The following is a 19681-nucleotide window of genomic DNA, read 5'->3' on the forward strand; positions in this document are numbered from 1 at the left end:
GTTGCAACTAAATCCCGGCAGGTCTTACCACGATTTTACGCTATTTTGCGGGCAATTGCCCTGATAACGCAAATAATTTTATTCGTGGTTAAACCATGTACATTCCGCCGTTGACGTGCAGGGTCTCACCAGTGATGTACCCGGCCTCGTCAGAGGCTAAAAATGCAACCGCACTGGCGATTTCTTTTGCGTCGCCTAAACGACCCGCAGGAACTTCCGCCAGAATACCCGCACGCTGATCGTCAGACAGCGCACGCGTCATGTCCGTTTCAATAAAGCCCGGAGCAACAACGTTTACCGTAATACCGCGGGACGCCACTTCGCGTGCCAGCGATTTACTGAAACCGATAAGACCCGCTTTCGCCGCAGCGTAGTTGGCCTGACCAGCATTTCCCATGGTACCAACCACAGAACCGATAGTGATAATGCGACCGTGACGTTTCTTCATCATAGCTCGCATTACCGCTTTTGACAGACGGAAAACCGATGACAGGTTGGTTTCGATGATATCGTTCCACTCGTCATCTTTCATTCGCATCAGCAGGTTGTCACGGGTGATTCCGGCATTATTGACCAGAATGTCCACTTCGCCAAATTCTGCGCGAATATTTTCCAGAACCGATTCGATGGATGCCGCATCGGTCACATTCAGCATCAGGCCTTTGCCATTCGCGCCCAGATAGTCGCTAATCGCTTGCGCGCCGCTTTCGCTGGTCGCGGTGCCGATAACCTTAGCGCCACGTGCGGCCAGGGTTTCGGCGATAGCGCGGCCGATACCGCGGCTCGCACCGGTGACCAGCGCGATTTTTCCTTCAAAGCTCATGGTTTTCCTCGTTTTATTGCGCAAGTGCCGCTGACAGGCTGGCAGGCTCGTTAATCGCCGCCGCCGTCAGGGTGTCAACAATACGTTTTGTCAGGCCGGTCAGCACTTTGCCCGGGCCCACTTCATACAGCTGCGTGACGCCCTGCGCCGCGATAAATTCAACGCTCTTCGTCCACTGCACCGGGCTATAAAGCTGGCGCACCAGCGCATCGCGGATAGCTTCCGGCGACGTTTCGCATTTCACGTCAACGTTGTTTACTACCGGAATCTGCGGGGCGTTAAACGTAATTTTTTCAAGCTCAGCAGCCAGTTTCTCAGCGGCAGGCTTCATCAGCGCGCAGTGGGATGGCACGCTCACCGGCAGCGGCAGCGCACGTTTAGCGCCCGCGGCTTTACAGGCAGCGCCCGCACGCTCAACGGCTTCTTTGTGACCAGCGATAACCACCTGGCCTGGCGAGTTGAAGTTAACCGGTGAAACCACCTGCCCTTCAGCCGCTTCTTCACAGGCTTTGGCAATCGCGTCATCATCCAGACCGATAATCGCGGCCATCGCGCCCGTGCCTTCAGGCACCGCTTCCTGCATGAATTTACCGCGCAGTTCAACCAGACGAACCGCATCAGCGAAACCGATAACGCCCGCGCATACCAGCGCAGAATATTCGCCAAGGCTGTGACCGGCCATCAGCGCAGGCGCTTTACCGCCCTGCTCCTGCCATACACGCCACAGCGCGACGGAAGCGGTCAGCAGCGCAGGCTGCGTCTGCCAGGTTTTGTTCAGCTCTTCCGCCGGGCCTTGCTGCACCAGCGCCCAGAGATCATAGCCCAGCGCCGCGGAGGCTTCGCGAAACGTCGCTTCAATAACGGGGAAATTTGCCGCCATGTCAGACAGCATTCCCACGGCCTGAGAGCCCTGGCCCGGGAATACAAAAGCAAATTGCGTCATTTTTTTATCCTTCTCGATTAAAAACGAACCAGTGCGGAACCCCAGGTAAAGCCGCCGCCGAAGGCTTCCAGCAGCACCAGTTGGCCCCGCTGAATGCGCCCGTCGCGTACCGCTTCATCCAGCGCACATGGCACGGAAGCCGCAGAGGTGTTGCCGTGTCGGTCGAGAGTGACAACGACATTATCCATCGACATGCCGAGTTTTTTCGCAGTGGCGCTGATAATGCGCAGGTTCGCCTGATGCGGCACCAGCCAGTCGAGATCGGCGCGATCCAGTTTATTGGCTTCCAGCGTCTCGTCGACAATATGCGCCAGTTCCGTGACTGCCACTTTAAAGACTTCATTCCCGGCCATGGTCAGGAAGGTCGGGCTATCCGGGTTTACGCGATCCTGGTTTGGCAGGGTCAGCAGTTCACCGTAGCTGCCGTCGGCATGCAGATGCGTGGAGAGAATGCCCGGCTCTTCGCTGGCACCCAGAACCACCGCGCCTGCACCATCGCCAAACAGAATGATCGTACCGCGATCCTCAGGATCGAGCGTACGCGCCAGCACGTCGGAGCCGATCACCAGCGCGTTGTTGACCGCACCGGATTTCACGTATTGATCGGCAATGCTTAACGCATAGGTAAAACCGGCGCAGGCGGCGGCAACGTCAAATGCCGGGCAGCCTTTGATGCCGAGCATGCCCTGCACCTGGCAGGCGGCGCTCGGGAAAGCGTGCGTGGCGGAGGTGGTGGCGACGATAATCAGGCCAATCTGTTCTTTGTCGATACCGGCCATGTCGATGGCGCGCAGTGCCGCTTCGTAGCCCATAGTGGCGACGGTTTCGCCGGGCGCCGCAATGCGACGCTCGCGGATACCAGTGCGAGTGACAATCCACTCATCAGAGGTTTCCACCATTTTTTCCAGATCGGCGTTCGTCCGCACGTGTTCAGGCAGATAGCTGCCTGTACCAATAATCTTCGTATACATGTACGCTCAGTCACTCTTGGGTAATACAGATTCCAGGCGAGCGGCAATCCGCTGAGGGACTTGTCGCTGCACCGCCTGCACTGCCTGTTCAATCGCGACCGCAAAAGCTCGCTGATTGGCTGCACCGTGGCTCTTAATCACCGTGCCGCGCAATCCTAACAGACAGGCGCCATTATACTGGTCGGGGTTGAGGTGACTGAATCGCCTTGAGAGGCTTTTTTGTAACCAACGCTTTAATAAAAGCCACCACCACGACCGTTTTTTTCCTTCGCCCTGCGATTTGAGCAGCGAAAGGAACATCCTGACAACACCTTCCATCGTTTTTAGCGTGACGTTACCGACAAAACCGTCGCATACCAGCACATCGGTTTTGCCGGTCAGTAATTCGTTGGCTTCGAGATAGCCGATATAGTTCAACGATGGCACCGTTTTTAACAACGCGGCAGCGTCACGAATGCTATCCAGCCCTTTCGTTTCTTCTTCGCCGATATTGAGCAGCGCGACGCGCGGATTCTCGATGCCGAGCACCTCTTCCGCCATGACCGAGCCCATAATCGCAAACTGCGCGAGCATCGTGCTGTCGCAATCCACGTTGGCGCCTAAATCGAGCACCACCGTTTTTCCTTTCTGCTGATGCGGCAGCACCGTCACCAGCGCGGGCCGCTCAATCCCGTCGACCGGTTTAAGCAGCAGTTTAGCAAGCCCCATCAGCGCGCCGGTGTTACCGGCGCTGATGCAGGCCTGCGCGCGCCCTTCTTTCACCAGCTCCAGCGCAATACGCATAGAGCTGCCGCGGCTGTTGCGCACAGCCTGTGAAGGACGGACATCACTGGCAATAACCGACTCTGCCGCAATGATCTGCAGCCGCGAACGTTGTTCAAAATCAGCTCTGGCAAGTAATGGCGTGATGGCGTCGGGATCGCCGACTAAAAGAAGATGCAAATGTGGATCAGAATTCAGTGCCTGCAATGCTGCAGGCACTGTCACGGCAGGACCAAAGTCCCCGCCCATGACATCTAACGCCAGGGTTAGAGGTGTCAAGATATCGCCAGGTTACGGTTATCCCCGCTTAAGCGGGGAAAGCGCACTAAGCTCAACCACGCTTACGCGTGATTACTTAGTGATAACCTTGCGACCGCGGTAGTAACCGTCGGCGGTGATGTGGTGACGCAGATGGGTTTCACCAGAAGTTTTGTCTACAGACAGGCTGGTGACAGCGGTCAGCGCGTCATGAGAACGACGCATACCGCGCTTGGAACGAGTGGGTTTATTCTGTTGTACGGCCATGGACCTTACTCCTCAATTACGGCTTATTCCCGCTCGCGCGGGAAACGCCAATTACTTACGCTTTAAACTGGCTAACACGGCAAATGGATTTGGTTTCTGTGCCTCTTCAGGCAGTTCGCCAAAGACCATGTCCGCCTCGGACACTTCACAGTGTTCAGAATCATGCACCGGAACTACAGGCAGAGCGAGGATGAGTTCATCTTCAACCGTTGCCAGCAGGTCGATTTCGCCGAATTCATTAACTTCAATCGGCTCATACGCTTCCGGGAGTGCTTCCGCCTGATCGTCGTTAGAGATCGGGCTGAAACAATACGTTGTGTGGACTTGATGACTAAACGGCTGGCCGCAACGCTGACACGCGAGCGTTACCGTAACCGTCGCATCGCCTTTCATTACGGCGAGACGCTGGTTATCGATAGCGAACGACATGGAGCATTCGACATCGCTGTCCACACTGACCACAGATTCGGCGATACGCTCTACCTGTTCAGGAGTATAGATACCCTGGTAATCGAGGCGTTTTTGAGCCGTACGAACCGGATCAAGAGTCAGGGGTAATTTTACCTTTTGCATAGGGCGCGCATATTAACTTTGTAACGTCATAGAGTCAAAGAAAAAGGCGGGTTTGAAACACCTTTTACCATTTATTCGCACACATTGCGGCCGACAGTTTAAAATAGCGCTCATCGATTCGCTATCTTTCCCTGAAAAATATGACCTCAATCGTGCTTGCTTCCACGTCGCCGTTCCGCCGTAGCCTGTTAGAAAAGCTCGGTTTACCGTTTGAAACCGCAGCCCCCGAGACCGACGAAACCCCATACGCGGATGAAACCGCACAACAATTAGTATTAAGGCTGGCTTTGCAAAAAGCGCAAGCGCTGCGGGAGAAATATCCCCGGCATTTGATTATCGGCAGCGATCAGGTTTGCGTGCTGAATAATACCATTACCGGCAAACCGCACACCTTTGAAAATGGGATTAAGCAGTTGCAACAGGCCAGCGGTAACGTTGTGACGTTTTATACTGGCCTCGCGCTTTATAATAGCGAGACCGGCGCGTATCAGGTCGACTGCGAGCCCTTTCACGTCCATTTCCGCTCGCTGACTACAAGTGAAATCGAAAACTATCTGCATCGCGAAACACCGTGGCAATGCGCGGGCAGTTTTAAAAGCGAAGGGCTTGGCATCACACTCTTTGAGCGTCTCGACGGGCGCGACCCGAACACGCTGGTGGGCCTGCCTCTCATTCGGCTTTGTGAAATGCTCAGAAACGAAGGGGTCGATCCTCTCGCCCATCGCTGAGCGCTTAAAACGCAAAAGCCCTGCAATGCAGGGCTTTTTTATAGTGCGGGGCAAGGCTTACTGCATGCCTGCCAGCTGACGCGCAACGGTCAGCAGCTCTTGCTGCTTCTCACGCATCGCGCTCAGTTTTTCGTTAAACAGATCCAGCTGTTTCTGGTCGGTAAACTGCGCCATCGCGCCAGTGTACTGTACTTTATTGCCAAGGCTGTTCAGGTAGTTGCCGATATCCAGCGCCTGGCCAAGAATGGCGTCGGTCAGCGACAGCGTCTGGGTCAGCAGCGCGTTCGGGCGCACCACGGTTTTCTGATAGGCCTGGTCAAACACCGCTTTCAGGTCGTCCGGCTGTTTCAGTTTGGAATAACGATCTTCCACGCTCTTCATGGTGTCGGCACGTTTTGACTCGATATTCCCCACTTCTTTGCGGGATTTCTCGATAGTGTCGCGCTTTTCCACCATATCTTTCGCACTGGTCACGCTGCGCATCTGGCGCATCGCCTGATCGTTGCCGGAAAACGCCGTGGTCATTTCGCTGGAGTAATCGCTAAGGATGGCATAATCATCAGCGTACTTGCCAAAGCTCTCTTTTTCCTGCGCGGTCAGCGTCGGGACGGACAGTTTTTCAGACGGCAGAATGCGAGTCTGGAGGAACTGGATAAACGCTTTGCGCTGCTCCGGTTCTTTATCGTTATCGCATCCAGCGAGCTGCCACACCATGCCTGTCAGAAACAGGGTAAAGAAAACACGTTTCCATGTCCGGGATTGTAACCAGGCCATTTTCATCTCCATGCGGTTGTAATTGTATAAAAAAACACCCGGCCGAAGCCGGGTGTTCAGTATAGTGCATTTCAAACCGCAACGCGGGGAGGCAAACCTGAGAACTACTACATTCGGGAGGCTGTCAGCCGCCCGCGCGTAACACTTTCAGACAATGCTTAAGTTCGTCGTCCAGTGGCGCTTCAATACGCATCGTCTCGCCAGTGCCTGGATGCTCAAAGCGCAGCGCCGCCGCATGCAGGAAAAGCCGGTTAAGGCCGGTTGACGCCAGCTGCGCGTCAAACGCGCGGTCGCCATAGCGATCGTCAAACGCGATTGGGTGGCCCGCGTACTGCGTATGAACGCGGATCTGATGCGTGCGTCCTGTCACCGGGCTACAGCGTACCAGCGTCGCAATGGCAAAGCGCTCTTCCACTTTAAAACGCGTCTCGGAGGGTTTCCCTTCCTGATTCACGCGCACGATACGCTCGCCACTTTGCAGAATATTTTTCAGAAGCGGCGCCTGCACGTTTTTCACATGCGACTGCCACTGCCCGCGCACCAGCGCCAGATAATCTTTCTGCATCCCTTTCTCGCGCAACTGTTCATGCAGGTAACGCAGCGCCGAGCGCTTTTTCGCCACCAGCAGCACGCCGGAGGTATCGCGATCGAGGCGATGTACCAGCTCAAGGAAACGCGCCTCAGGGCGCAACGCGCGCAGCCCCTCGATAACGCCGAAGCTCAGCCCGCTGCCGCCGTGTACGGCGGTGCCGGACGGTTTATTCAGCACCAGAATATGGTCATCTTCATAAAGGATAACGTCGCTTAACGCCGCCACCTTCTGTAAGTGTGGAGAAACCGCTTCTTCTTCGCGTTCCGCTACGCGAACCGGCGGAATGCGCACCTCATCGCCCGCTTCGAGCTTATATTCTGGCTTAATGCGTTTTTTGTTCACGCGCACTTCGCCTTTGCGCAGGATGCGGTAAATCATGCTTTTTGGCACGCCTTTCAACTGGGTGCGCAAAAAATTATCGATACGCTGCCCGGCCTGATCGGCGGAAACGGCAACGATTTTTACGGATGGAGTCTCTGTTTTCATGGTGCGCGATTCTAAATACCGGATGCCCGTAGCGCCACACATTTTTATATGCTTATATTTACTAACTCATCGATTCACACAGCTAATGAGTTCGTTTTGTCGCCGCTTCAGCGGAACAGAGGAACAAGAAGTTAAAAAACTGTGAGTAAGTCGGTGATAAAGGGCAAAAGTCAGCTTGCTATATCAAGCTTAGCAATGGAATAATGCGACTGTTTTCCGTGTTGAGACTTGTTTAGACAAGGAATTTTGCGGAATTACCAGTTTTGCCTGACAGTCCTTCCACGCGGCAATGGCGTAAGACGTGTTGAACTTTCAGGCAGTTAGCGGGCTGCGGGTTGCAGCCTGGCCGGTAAAGGGAAGCTTCCGGAGAAACAATCCCGGTCATTCCTCTGATAATTGCGCTGTATTTCCACCTGAAATACAGGCTACCGACACTCTGCGCCTCTTAAGCGTTCGACAACCGGGAGGTTGACGGCGCGAACAGTCACGAGGCCATCGGTTCACTCCCGGTCAGCGTCACCATGCCCGCAGCTTTGTCGTCAATGTAAGAATAACGAGTAAGTTACGATGAAAAGAATGCTAATTAACGCAACTCAGCAGGAAGAGTTGCGCGTCGCCCTCGTGGATGGGCAACGTCTGTACGACCTGGATATCGAAAGTCCTGGACACGAGCAGAAAAAAGCGAACATCTACAAAGGCAAAATCACCCGCATTGAACCCAGTCTCGAAGCCGCATTTGTGGATTATGGCGCCGAAAGACACGGTTTCCTCCCCTTAAAAGAAATCGCCCGCGAATATTTCCCCGCAAACTACGCCTCTCATGGTCGTCCGAATATTAAAGATGTCCTGCGCGAAGGCCAGGAAGTCATCGTTCAGATAGACAAAGAAGAGCGTGGCAACAAAGGCGCAGCGCTGACGACGTTTATCAGCCTCGCGGGCAGCTACCTCGTGCTGATGCCGAACAACCCGCGTGCGGGCGGTATCTCTCGCCGTATCGAAGGCGACGATCGCACCGAGCTTAAAGAAGCGCTTTCAAGCCTGGAGCTGCCGGATGGCATGGGGCTTATCGTGCGCACCGCAGGCGTCGGTAAATCCGCCGAAGCGCTGCAGTGGGATTTAAGCTTCCGCCTCAAGCACTGGGAAGCCATTAAAAAAGCCGCTGAAAATCGCCCTGCACCGTTCCTTATCCATCAGGAAAGTAACGTCATCGTGCGTGCGTTTCGCGACTATCTGCGCCAGGACATCGGCGAAATCCTTATCGATAATCCGAAAGTCCTTGAGCTGGCCCGCCAGCACATCGCGGCGCTGGGTCGTCCGGATTTCAGCAGCAAAATTAAGCTCTACACCGGTGAAATTCCGCTGTTCAGCCACTATCAGATAGAATCCCAGATTGAGTCCGCCTTCCAGCGCGAAGTGCGTCTGCCGTCCGGCGGCTCGATTGTTATCGACACCACCGAAGCGCTGACCGCTATCGACATCAACTCCGCCCGCGCGACCCGCGGCGGCGATATCGAAGAGACGGCGTTTAACACCAACCTGGAAGCGGCGGATGAAATCGCCCGCCAGCTGCGCCTGCGCGACTTAGGCGGTCTTATCGTTATCGACTTCATCGATATGACGCCGGTACGCCACCAGCGCGCGGTGGAAAACCGTCTGCGCGAAGCGGTGCGTCAGGATCGCGCACGCATCCAGATTAGCCATATTTCCCGCTTCGGCCTGCTGGAGATGTCCCGTCAGCGCCTGAGCCCGTCGCTTGGCGAATCCAGCCATCACGTCTGCCCGCGCTGTAGCGGCACCGGCACCATCCGCGATAACGAATCTCTGTCGCTCTCCATTCTGCGTCTGATTGAAGAAGAAGCGCTGAAAGAGAACACCCAGGAAGTTCACGCTATCGTTCCGGTGCCCATCGCCTCCTACCTGCTTAACGAGAAGCGTGAAGCTATCACCGCTATCGAAACCCGTCAGGGCGGCGTGCGCTGCGTGATCGTGCCAAACGATCAGATGGAAACGCCGCACTACTCCGTACTGCGCGTGCGTAAAGGCGAAGAGACGCATACCCTGAGCTACATGCTGCCGAAGCTGCATGAAGAAGCGATGGCGCTGCCGTCTGAAGACGAATACGCCGAGCGTAAACGTCCTGAGCAGCCTGCGCTCGCCACGTTCGTGATGCCGGACGTACCGCCAGTGCCGCAGGAAACCGCCGCACCGAAAGCCGAAACCGCCGCGCCGAAAGCGCCGGTCAACGCCGCAGCGCCTGCCAAAGAAGGCTTCCTGAGCCGCGCCATCAGCGCGCTGAAGAGCCTCTTCGCCAGCGAGCCGCAGGCACAGCCTGTCGCGAGCGAGCCGGAGCAGCAGCCTGCGAAAAACCGCGACGAGAAGCAACAGGAGCGCCGCAACGGTCGTCGTCAGAACAACCGTCGCGACCGTAACGAGCGTGGCGATCGCAGTGAACGCGGCGAGCGTCCGTCCCGTGATAACCGCGACAATCGCGATAACCGTGACAACAGCGAAGCGCGCGAAGAGAACCGCCGTAATCGTCGTGAGAAACAGCAGAACGCCGAGGCACGTGAAACCCGCACCCCGGTTGCTGAAGAGGCCGCCGATAAGGCGAAATCCCGTGACGATCAGCCGCAGTCTCCGCGCCGCGAACGCAACCGCCGTCGTTCTGAAGAGAAACGTCAGGCACAGCAGGAAGTCAGCGCGCTGAACCGTGATGAGGCCGTTGAAGAGACCGAACAGGAAGATCGCGTTGTTCAGGTAATGCCGCGCCGTAAACCGCGCCAGCTGAGCCAGAAAGTGCGTATCGAATCCGCAGCGGAAGCAGAAGCTGTCGGCACCACCGACGCGCCGGTCGCTGAACCGCGTGAAGAAGCCGCACCGCTGGCGCTGCCTGCCAACGTGGAAACGCCTGCCGTCGCTGAAGAGACCAACCAGACGGGCAGCGAAAACGCCGGTATGCCGCGTCGCTCTCGCCGTTCCCCGCGTCACCTGCGCGTCAGTGGCCAGCGTCGTCGTCGCTACCGTGACGAGCGTTACCCGACCCAGTCGCCGATGCCGCTGACCGTCGCGTGCGCGTCGCCAGAAATGGCGTCCGGTAAAGTCTGGATCCGCTACCCGCTGCCGCGTGTACAGGAGCAGGACGAACAGCAGCTGGAGCAGAACACCGCGCCGGTCGCTGAAACCCAGGCGACTGAAGCACCGGTTGCGCCGGTCGCTGAAGCCGTGGTGGTCGAGCCGTCTGTGGTCGAAACTGCGCCGCAGGAGCCGGTGGTGGAAACCACGCATCCTGAAGCGATTGCCGCGCCGGTCGACGCCGAGCCGCAGCTTATCGAGCCGCAGGATCAGGCCGTCGCTGAGCAGGTCGCACAGGAAGCCGTTCCGGCTGACGCCCCGGTTGTTGAAGAAGCGCCTCGTGAAGAAGCCGCTGCTGTCATCGCAGAAAGCGCGCCTGAACAGGCACCTCAGCCGGAAGTGATTGCTGATGAGCCGGTGAAAGCGCCGGAAGCCGCGCCGGTTGAAACGCCGCAAGACGACGTGAAAGCGCCGGTGGTGGCTGTCGCGTCCGCAAGCGTCGCCTCAGCACCCATGACCCGCGCACCGGCACCGGAATATGTCCCGGAGCCGCCGCGTCACAGCGACTGGGTTCGCCCAGCGTTCGAGTTCAGCGGTAAAGGCGCTGCGGGCGGCCACAGCGCCACCCATCAGGCCTCTGCCCCTGCAACGCGTCCTCAGCCGGTGGAGTAACCTTCCCCGCACAAAAAAGCCGGTCAATGACCGGCTTTTTTATTGCCTGCTTTCCCCTGTTTTTTTGGTGGCGGTCACCTGCCGCATTCCCGCAAGCTCGGGCATCACGGCTTTCATCAGTTCCAGAAAACGGCGCAGCCGCGCAGGATAGTAACGCGCCCACGGATAGAGCAGATACACCGGTAGCGCGGGTGCCTGCCACTGCGGTAACAGCTGCACCAGACGCCCTTCGCGCAAATCCTCCTCCACCGCCCACGCGGAAATCATCCCCACGCCAAGCCCGTTAAGGATCGTGCGACGGATAGCGTACAGGCTGTCGGAACTGAGCCGCGGCAGCACCGTAAATGCCTGCCGCTCGCCGCTCCCAATATGATGCAGCGTGACTTCACGCCGATAAAACGTGCTGAGCGCCACCCACGGCAGCGCGGCGAGACTGTCAATATCCTCGACGGGCGGGTGACGCGCCAGAAGCTCAGGCGACGCCACCACGATGCGCGGCACCTCGGCGAGCTCAACGGCAATCACCGACGGGTCGATATCCGGGCCGACGTGCAGCGCACAGTCGATGTTATCGCTGATAAAGTCCGGCGACTTGTCATTCAGCATCCAGTCGACGCACAGCCCCGGATAACGGTTTAAAAACGCGGTAAGCGGCGCGATAAGCTGATCCTGACCAAACGCGTGCGGCGCACGCACACGCAGGACGCCAACCGGCTCCCCTTCGGCGTTTTTGATTTCATCCTCAAGCGCCTGCCAGCTCGCCAGCACGCTGCGCGCATGTTGATAGCAGCGCTCGCCGTCATCGGTGAGCTTCATGGCGTGCGTGGTACGCAGCAGGAGCCTCGCCCCAAGCAAATCTTCCAGCGATTTCAGCCGACGGCTGACGGTCGCCTGGGTGGTATTCATCTGCTGCGCGGCGGCGGAGAGTGAGCCACTCTCAATAATGCGCACAAAGGTATGCATCAGCTCCACGCGGTCTATACGCTCAATACCCATCTTATTTCTCTCTGTCATACGCCAGACGTATAACCGTTTTATCATGTCGGCCTCTACCGCGCCAGCCGCCGCGGGCGGACAATCCTTCGCACTGACTACTTACGAGGGTTTCACCATGAATAACCATAACAACGCTGCACAACCCGCCCCTGGGCTCTCACGATTACTGATACTGATTCTGGCGATGGCGACGGGGCTGAGCGTCGCCTCGATTTACTACGCGCAGCCCATCCTGCCGCTTATCGGCAGCGATCTGCATCTGAGCGTTGACGGCATGGGCCTTATCCCGACGCTGACCCAGGCGGGCTACGCGCTCGGCATCCTGTTTCTGCTGCCGCTGGGCGATCGCCATGACCGCCGCACGCTGATTCTGGTGAAATGCCTGACGCTCGCCGTCATGCTGGCGCTCTACAGCCTGAGCGGCGGATTGCACAGCCTGCTGGTATTAAGCCTGCTGGTGGGCATGATGGCGACTATGGCGCAGGATATCGTGCCCGCCGCCGCGATCCTCTCCCCTTCCGGCCAGCAGGGTAAAATCGTCGGCACCGTGATGACCGGTCTGTTGCTTGGCATTCTGCTCTCCCGCTCGGTGAGCGGCGTTATCAGCGCGGCCTTTGGCTGGCGGGTGATGTATCAGCTCGCCGCCGCCAGCATCGCGCTCATTGGGCTGGTGCTGTGGCGCGTACTGCCGCGTTTTGAAACCCATGCAACGCTGAGCTACCCGGCCCTCCTGCACTCGATGGGCGGTCTGTGGAAACGCTACCCGACGCTGCGCGGCGCGGCGATGGCGCAAGGGTTTCTGTCGATTGGCTTTAGCGCGTTCTGGTCGATGCTCGCGGTGATGCTGGCCGATAAGTTCCATATGGGAAGCGCCGTCGCGGGGGCTTTCGGTCTGGCGGGGGCTGCGGGCGCGCTGGCCGCTCCGCTCTCCGGTGCGCTGTCCGATCGCTTTGGTCCGGCGCGTGTCACGCAGCTCGGCAGCCTGCTGGTGATGATCTCATTTGCTGCCATGTTTGCGTTGCCGCTGCTTTCGCCTTCCATGCAACTGGTGCTGATTGCCGTCGCGGCGGTGGGTTTTGATTTAGGGTTGCAGTCGTCGCTGGTGGCGCATCAGACGCTGGTTTACAGCCTGGAGCCAAAAGCGCGCGGTCGTCTTAACGCCCTGCTCTTTACCGGTGTGTTTGTGGGTATGGCCCTCGGTTCACTGCTCGGCAGTAAAGCCTGGGCGCTGGGCGGCTGGCCTGCCGTGGTGGCGCTGGCAACGCTTGCAGGCGGCGTGGCGCTGGTGATTCGCCTCACACAGAAAGCGCGTCCGGCAGAAATTACAGCGCAACAGGCTGCACAATAAGCAAAAAAAAGCCCGCCTCAGGATAACGAGGCGGGCACATCAAGCATGCCCAGTTTCATGACATGCTTCAAATCGACAAACTTACTTATTTAACTGGAACAGCGACATGCCCTGCATATCGCTAAACGCTTTGTAGGAAGCCTGAAGCGCCGCCTGCTGCATCACGTAGGAGGAGATGGCCGAGTTCCAGTCCACATCCACCAGGTTACTCATCTGCGCCGTCTGGCCCAGCGTACGTTCCGCGCCCAGCTGATCGAGGTTTTCCAGCTCTTTCTGCTGAGTACCGACTTCCGCCAGCACGGTGCCGACGTTATCCAGTGCGTTGCTAAGCCCGCGCGAGGTTTTAGATACGGCGTCCAGCAGGCCCTGCTGGGTCGTTTCATCCGCGCCTTCCATCGGCGTTTTCAGCGCGGCGATAGCGGAATCGAGCATTTTAAACAGGTTGGTTTCGCTCGGCGATCCATCCGGCTCCGGCTTGGCGTTGCTGGTGATACGGTCGAACACCAGATCGCCGGTATGGCCGATAACCATTGTGCGCGCGGAATCCACCTGCTGCGTGATGTTTTCGGTGCCGCCGTTATAGGTGATGTTGCCAGGCGTACCGGAGAACGGCGCGGCATCGGTTTTATAGCCTGCGAAAATATAGCGGCCATTACCATCGGTGCTGTTTGCCAGGTTCAGCAGCTGATCGCGCATCCCCTGCAGGTCTGTTGCGACCGACGCGCGGTCGGTGTCGCTCAGCGTACCGTTGTTCGCGTAAACGATTTTTTCCTGCGCGGAGGTGATAACGCTTGTCACCTGAGACAGGACGCTCGACTCCAGCGACACTTTCTGCGTCGCGAAAGTACGCGCCTGGGTGTACTGCTCGTTCTGCGCCTGCGCCTGGGAGAGCACCACAGCCTGGGCTGCGGCGATCGGATCGTCAGACGGACGGTTAACGCGTTTACCGGTGGACATCTGCTCACCGTATTTCAGCCAGGTACTCTGCGAGTCGGTAATGCCCCGCATGTTCTGCTGATACATCATTTGTGTACTAATACGCATCGTTCGGTTCCCTGTTAGCGAATCTGGAGAAGCGCGTCAAACAGCGCGGACGCGGTTTGCAGCACCTGAGCGTTCGCCATGTAGTACTGCTGATAGCGTTGCAGGTTGCCGTACTCTTCATCCAGGTTAACCCCGGAAATGGACTGCTGCTGGTTAGTCAGCTGCGTGACCACGTTAGTCTGGGTCGTACTGGAGCTTTTCAGCGTGTTGGTTTTGTTACCCACTTCACTGATAAACGCCGCGTAAGCATCGTTAAACGTTTTGCTGCCGCCGACGACTTTGCTGTTTTGCAGATCCAGCAGCGCTTTGCCGTTACGGTTGTCGCTCTCGCCAGAGGTCGCGTCTGACGCCATCGCGATTTCAGACTCGTCATGGACATTCACATCCATGCTGATGATGACGTCGTTAACCGGCTTCACGATGAAGGTATCTTTGTTCGCAGCCGCGCCCGTAATGCCGATCTTCAGGCCGTCAAACTCCAGCGCGGTCACGTTGCCGGCACCATCGGTGGTCGGCGTCGCGTTCACGGTGACATTGTCAGACAGACGCGTCACTTTCCAGTTCGTGCCGTCATATGCCATCTGGTAGTTGCTGGCTTTCACCGCCGTGCTGTCGGTAATGCTTGCCGTCAGCGAAGCGGAGCCCGTGTTACGCGCGTTGCTCATGGCCGCCGGAGAACCGAGCTTAAAGAAAGCCTTACCGACGTCGCCGTTAGCGTCAAAGCCCGCTTCGTGCTGTTTGTTGAACGCGTCACCAAAAGCCAGCGCTATCTGGCCAAGGTTATTACGCGCCTGGTCGAGATCTTCGCTGCGGAAGGCGAACAGGCCGCCCAGTGAACCACTGGTGACCAGCTTTTCCGGGATCTCAATGTTACCGGCGGTCTTGTCGACAAACGCAATCGTCGTACGAGACGGATCGGCGCTGGACGGCACGGCAGCCACCTGGCTTGCCTTACTGCCCTGCACCAGGTTATAGCCGTTCGCCATCGTCACGTTAAAGGTGTTGCCGTCCTGAACGGACACATCCACGCCGACGATTTTATTCAGTTCGCTCACCAGCTGATCGCGCTGATCCAGCAGATCGTTTGGCGACGCGCCCGCGCCCATACCGGTCAGACGGGTGATCTGTTCGTTCAGCGACGCAATCTGGGTCGCGTAGTTGTTGATCTGCTGGACGCTGGCGGTCACGGCCGTATTGACCTGTTTATCCTGGTCGCGCAGATACTGATCCACCACTTTAAACTGGTTTACCAGACCGTCAGCTTTACCCAGCAGGGTCTGACGCGCAGCCGGATCTTCGGCATTGCTGGCCAGCGTCTGCAGGCTTTTGAAGAAATCCTGCATAGTGGTGGAGATATTGTTGGTGGTGCCAGAGACCATATCGTCGATTTTCGACATCTGCTCATAGCGGGTGGTTAAGCCGCTGCTCTGGTTTTGCGCGGCGTTCAGCTGATTGGTGATGAACGCATCATATTCACGCTGAATACCGGAAACATAAACGCCGTTGCCGACCCAGCCGCCCTGCGTCATGGTGCTGTTAGACTGCCCCAGAACGGTGGTCTGGCGGGTATAGCCTGCGACGTTATAGTTAGAGATGTTATTGCTCACCGTGCTCAGTGCGGTTTGTGCCGCACTCAGGCCACTCATGGCGCTATTAATTAAGCTACTGGACATGGAGGTTCCTTTTGAACATTCATATGCGGGTCCTGACGATAATTATCGGCAGCGCTTAAGAGAACTTGAGTGGTTTCAGAACAGCGTCGAGATATCCTGGTTGTACGCCTTGCTCACTTTTTCACCGAGCGATTTCATCTGCTGGATCATGCTGGTCAGCTTGCGGGCGTAGTTCGGATCGGTCGCGTAACCGGCATTCTGCAACGCTTGCGCGCCCTCTTCCGCCGACGCGGCCGTAGTCACCGCCGCATAGCGCGGGTTGCGCGTCAGCATGCCCACGTAATCGGACAGCGCCTCAAGATAAGAGCCGTAAACGCGAAACTTCGCCTTCACTTTTTTCGCTTCGCCGTTTTCATATTCGGTGGTGGTAATTTCGGTCACCGGCCCTTTCCAGGACGATGTCGCCTTCACGCCGAAAATGTTAAAGCTCGGCTCGCCGTTCTCTTTGCGGATCTGGCGCTGGCCCCAGCCGGATTCCAGCGCGGCCTGCGCCAGAATCAGGTGATGAGGCACGCCGCTCTGCTGGCTCGCAAGTTTCGCAGGCAGCGAAAGCTGCGCCAGGAAGTCTTTGCTGTCGCCGGAGAGCGGCTCTTCGTTGGTCGGCGCTTTCGGCATCGCCTGGCGCACAATCTGGGTAATCGCCTGGTTGCGGTAGCTGTTCATGGTGTCGATATCAAACTTCATCGGCACCTGAGCCACGTTATCCGCCGCGGCAGCGGGCTGCTCGGTGGAAGCCGCCTCGCCGCCCATCTGTTTGACCATCATGTCAGCGAGGCCTAAGCCTTTGCCCGCCGTCATCTGCTGGGCGATTTGCTGATCGTACATACTGGTGTAAAGCCGGGTCTGATCGCTACTGAACAGCCCATCCTTGGGCAGCGCTTCGCGCATGCTTTTCAGCATCATTTGCACGAACATCCCTTCCATCTGACGGGCAACCGATTTCAGGTTGCCGTTCGGATCCTTTGAAACCTTCGCTTTCAGGTCATTCAGTGATTGCGCGTCAAAGGCGGCGCTGGACAGTAATTTGCTATCAGTCAGCATCAGATGATTTCCAGTTTGGCGCGCAGACAGCCCGCGCTTTGCATGGATTGCAGAATCGACATCAGGTCCATCGGCGTGGCGCCCAGGGCATTAAGCGCACGTACCACGCTGTTCAGGTTGGCGCTGGAGGTAACGCGTTGCAGCGCACCGCCACTCTGGCGCATGTCGATTTGGGTTTGCGGCGTCACGACCGTCTGGCCGCCGCCAAATGGCGTATTCGGCTGGCTGACGTTGGCCTGCTGGTTAACCGTCACAGAGAGGTTGCCCTGCGCGACCGCACAGCTGTCGAGCGCCACTTCACGGTTCATCACCACCGAGCCGGTGCGCGAGTTAATAATGACTTTGGCGTCCTGCACCGCGACATTCACTTCAAGGTTCTGAATGCCTGCCAGTAACTGCACCTGTGAGCTGCCGCCGGTCGGTGCGCGTACCTGAACGGTACGGGCGTCCAGCGGTACCGCGGAGCCATAGCCGCGCGCGCGGTTAATGGTGTCGGCAATCTGCTGCGCCAGCGTAAAGTCATCATTATTGAGCTGCAGGTTAATGGTGTTACCGGAGCCAAACTGGGTCGGCAGTTCGCGCTCGATTACCGCGCCGTTGGTGATACGCCCGCCGTTAAGCTGGTTCACCTGCACGCTGCTGCCGCCTGCGGAAGCGCCCGCGCCGCCAATCAGAATGTTGCCCTGCGCCAGCGCGTACACCTGGTTATCGACGCCTTTCAGCGGCGTCATCAGGAGCGTACCGCCGCGCAGGCTTTTGGCGTTACCCATTGAGGAGACCACCACATCGATGGCCTGCCCCTGGCGTGCGAACGCCGGATAAGAGGCGGTGACCATCACGGCCGCCACGTTTTTCAGCTGCATGTTAGTGCCCGCCGGAACGGTGATCCCGAGCTGCGAGAGCATGTTGTTCAGGCTCTGGGTGGTAAACGGCGTCTGGGTCGTCTGGTCACCGGTGCCATCAAGGCCCACCACCAGGCCGTAGCCGATCAGGGAGTTTTCACGCACGCCCTGTACGGTGGTTAAGTCACGAATGCGGTCAGCCTGCGCGAACGTCGCGACGAGCAACAGCAGGAATCCTGTAAGCGATTTAAACATTTTTCACCTCTGTTACATCGGCGATAAATTAAGGAAGAAACGCTGTAGCCATCCCATGTTCTGCGCTTCGTTGATGTAGCCGTTGCCGACATATTCAATGCGGGCATCCGCCACCTGCGTGGACGGTACCGTATTGCTGCCGCTAATAGTGCGAGGGTTAACCACGCCCGAGAAGCGGATAAATTCTGTGCCCTGGTTAATGGCAATCTGTTTTTCACCGACCACGTGCAGGTTGCCGTTGGCGAGAACCTGATCGACGGTCACGGTCAGCGTGCCGCTGAAGGTGTTGCTGGCGTTAGCGCCGCCTTTGCCATTAAAGGTATTGCCGCCGGATGCGCTGACATCGGCGCGCGCATTGCCAAAGAGGCCCTGCAGATAGCGAGGAACAGTGTCGAGACCAAAACTGGTCTTGCCGTCGCGGCTGGCGTTCGCCGACGAGCTCTTGCTCGCGCTGACGTTTTCTTGCAGCTCAATGGTGAGCGTATCGCCGACGTTACGCGGACGACGATCTTCGAACAGCGGTTGATAACCGTAGTTAATCTGCTGTACGGACTGGAAAATGGAACCGTTAACCACCGGCGCGGGGGCAGGTGCGGGCTGCGCGGTCGTCGCGCCCTGAACCAGCGGAGTAGAAGGCACCCACGCACAGCCCGACAGGGTTAATGCGAGAGCTATCGCGATAGGGCAGAGTTGCGCACCGGTCTTTTGCATTGCTTTCATCTTCGTAGTGGCGTTCGGTGTGGCATTACGCCACACCGAAACAGGCTTTAGAGTTGCGTCAGTTTTTGCAGCATCTGGTCAGTGGTGGAAACCGCTTTACTGTTGATCTCGTAAGCGCGCTGCACCTGGATCATGTTGACCAGCTCTTCCGCCACGTTGACGTTAGAGGTTTCGACATAACCCTGATACAGCAGCCCTGCACCGTTCAGGCCCGGCGTGCTTTCGTTCGGCGTGCCGGAGGACTGGGTTTCGGTGTAGAGGTTTTCACCAATGCTTTCCAGACCGCTGTCGTTCATAAAGGTGGTCAGGTTGATCTGGCCGACCTGTACCGGCGCCGCCGTTCCCTGCTGGGTCACGCTCACTACGCCGTCGCGACCGACGGTGATGCTCAGCGCGTTCGCAGGAATGGTGATAGCCGGCTGAACCTGGAAACCGCCCGCGGTTACGAGCTGGCCGTTCTGATCCACCTGGAAAGAACCGTCGCGGGTATACGCGGAGGTGCCGTCCGGCAGCAGAACCTGGAAGAAGCCCTGGCCTTTAATCGCGACATCTTTGCTGTTGTTGGTTTGAGACAGGTTGCCCTGCGTGTGCAGACGCTCGGTGGCGACAGGGCGCACGCCGGTACCAATCTGCAGGCCGGAAGGCAGCGTCGTCTGTTCAGAAGACTGCGCGCCCGGCTGGCGGATGGTCTGGTAAAGCAGATCTTCAAACACCGCGCGCTGACGTTTGAAACCGTTGGTGCTGACGTTCGCCAGGTTGTTGGCGATAACGTCCATATTGGTTTGCTGGGCGTCGAGGCCGGTTTTGGCAATCCATAAGGAACTGATCATAGTGTCGTCCT

At 57.7% G+C, this 19681-nt stretch carries 18 protein-coding genes; 3 read left to right on the plus strand and 15 right to left on the minus strand.

Features of this window, described 5'->3' with window-relative positions; all coding sequences use genetic code 11:
* Positions 1 to 88: 88 nt before the first annotated feature.
* From fabG to yceD, 6 genes are all read right to left on the minus strand, one after another.
* Positions 89 to 823 (minus strand): 3-oxoacyl-ACP reductase FabG, encoded by a 735-nt coding sequence (gene fabG, locus G6041_RS07630; RefSeq protein WP_007707910.1) that lies wholly within the window; start codon positions 821 to 823, stop codon positions 89 to 91.
* 13 nt (positions 824 to 836) lie between these two features.
* Complete coding sequence (gene fabD / locus G6041_RS07635) at positions 837 to 1766, minus strand: ACP S-malonyltransferase (RefSeq protein ID WP_012125079.1); 930 nt, start codon at positions 1764 to 1766, stop codon at positions 837 to 839.
* A gap of 17 nt (positions 1767 to 1783) precedes the next feature.
* Complete coding sequence (locus tag G6041_RS07640; protein ID WP_004385195.1) at positions 1784 to 2737, minus strand: beta-ketoacyl-ACP synthase III; 954 nt, start codon at positions 2735 to 2737, stop codon at positions 1784 to 1786.
* Positions 2738 to 2743: 6 nt separating this feature from the next.
* On the minus strand, positions 2744 to 3778 hold the full coding sequence (gene plsX, locus G6041_RS07645) for a phosphate acyltransferase PlsX (RefSeq protein WP_015386795.1): 1035 nt from the start codon (positions 3776 to 3778) through the stop codon (positions 2744 to 2746).
* A 72-nt stretch (positions 3779 to 3850) separates the two neighbouring features.
* Positions 3851 to 4024, minus strand: a complete 174-nt coding sequence (gene rpmF / locus G6041_RS07650) for a 50S ribosomal protein L32 (protein ID WP_004385196.1) — start codon at positions 4022 to 4024, stop codon at positions 3851 to 3853.
* 51 nt (positions 4025 to 4075) lie between these two features.
* A complete protein-coding gene (yceD, locus tag G6041_RS07655; protein WP_007782922.1) occupies positions 4076 to 4597 on the minus strand; it encodes a 23S rRNA accumulation protein YceD in 522 nt (173 codons plus the stop codon).
* 140 nt (positions 4598 to 4737) lie between these two features.
* Between yceD and G6041_RS07660 the strand changes: the two genes are divergently transcribed.
* Positions 4738 to 5325, plus strand: coding sequence for a Maf family protein (locus G6041_RS07660; protein WP_012125082.1), 588 nt, complete (start codon positions 4738 to 4740; stop codon positions 5323 to 5325).
* A gap of 57 nt (positions 5326 to 5382) precedes the next feature.
* Here the strand turns inward: G6041_RS07660 and G6041_RS07665 are convergent, their stop codons facing one another.
* Entirely contained in the window at positions 5383 to 6099 is a 717-nt protein-coding gene (locus G6041_RS07665; RefSeq protein WP_007866801.1) for a DUF3053 family protein, read from the minus strand.
* A gap of 124 nt (positions 6100 to 6223) precedes the next feature.
* Entirely contained in the window at positions 6224 to 7177 is a 954-nt protein-coding gene (gene rluC, locus G6041_RS07670) for a 23S rRNA pseudouridine(955/2504/2580) synthase RluC (protein ID WP_012125084.1), read from the minus strand.
* A 567-nt stretch (positions 7178 to 7744) separates the two neighbouring features.
* On the opposite strand from rluC, the gene rne reads away from it, so the two are divergent.
* Positions 7745 to 10921, plus strand: coding sequence for a ribonuclease E (rne, locus tag G6041_RS07675; RefSeq protein ID WP_012125085.1), 3177 nt, complete (start codon positions 7745 to 7747; stop codon positions 10919 to 10921).
* A gap of 39 nt (positions 10922 to 10960) precedes the next feature.
* Here rne and G6041_RS07680 read toward each other — a convergent pair whose 3' ends face one another.
* Positions 10961 to 11917, minus strand: a complete 957-nt coding sequence (locus G6041_RS07680; RefSeq protein WP_041460536.1) for a LysR family transcriptional regulator — start codon at positions 11915 to 11917, stop codon at positions 10961 to 10963.
* A gap of 115 nt (positions 11918 to 12032) precedes the next feature.
* Here G6041_RS07680 and G6041_RS07685 point away from each other — a divergent pair, with 115 nt between their 5' ends.
* Positions 12033 to 13265 (plus strand): MFS transporter, encoded by a 1233-nt coding sequence (locus G6041_RS07685; protein WP_041460537.1) that lies wholly within the window; start codon positions 12033 to 12035, stop codon positions 13263 to 13265.
* A gap of 81 nt (positions 13266 to 13346) precedes the next feature.
* Here G6041_RS07685 and flgL read toward each other — a convergent pair whose 3' ends face one another.
* The 6 genes from flgL to flgG form a co-directional block, all read right to left on the minus strand.
* On the minus strand, positions 13347 to 14309 hold the full coding sequence (gene flgL, locus G6041_RS07690) for a flagellar hook-associated protein FlgL (protein ID WP_007866788.1): 963 nt from the start codon (positions 14307 to 14309) through the stop codon (positions 13347 to 13349).
* A gap of 14 nt (positions 14310 to 14323) precedes the next feature.
* Complete coding sequence (flgK, locus tag G6041_RS07695) at positions 14324 to 15982, minus strand: flagellar hook-associated protein FlgK (RefSeq protein WP_012125089.1); 1659 nt, start codon at positions 15980 to 15982, stop codon at positions 14324 to 14326.
* A gap of 75 nt (positions 15983 to 16057) precedes the next feature.
* Positions 16058 to 17023, minus strand: a complete 966-nt coding sequence (gene flgJ / locus G6041_RS07700) for a flagellar assembly peptidoglycan hydrolase FlgJ (protein WP_012125090.1) — start codon at positions 17021 to 17023, stop codon at positions 16058 to 16060.
* Positions 17023 to 18120: a flagellar basal body P-ring protein FlgI gene (locus tag G6041_RS07705; protein WP_004385207.1), complete on the minus strand. Its 1098-nt coding sequence runs from the start codon at positions 18118 to 18120 to the stop codon at positions 17023 to 17025. Before G6041_RS07705 ends, flgJ begins: the two co-directional genes overlap by 1 nt.
* Positions 18121 to 18132: 12 nt before the next feature.
* A complete protein-coding gene (gene flgH / locus G6041_RS07710) occupies positions 18133 to 18831 on the minus strand; it encodes a flagellar basal body L-ring protein FlgH (RefSeq protein WP_004385209.1) in 699 nt (232 codons plus the stop codon).
* A 56-nt stretch (positions 18832 to 18887) separates the two neighbouring features.
* Positions 18888 to 19670 (minus strand): flagellar basal-body rod protein FlgG, encoded by a 783-nt coding sequence (flgG, locus tag G6041_RS07715; protein ID WP_004385210.1) that lies wholly within the window; start codon positions 19668 to 19670, stop codon positions 18888 to 18890.
* Positions 19671 to 19681: the final 11 nt, after the last annotated feature.

It is taken from the genome of Cronobacter sp. HA18003, from assembly GCF_011605905.1.
GTDB lineage: Bacteria > Pseudomonadota > Gammaproteobacteria > Enterobacterales > Enterobacteriaceae > Cronobacter > Cronobacter sakazakii.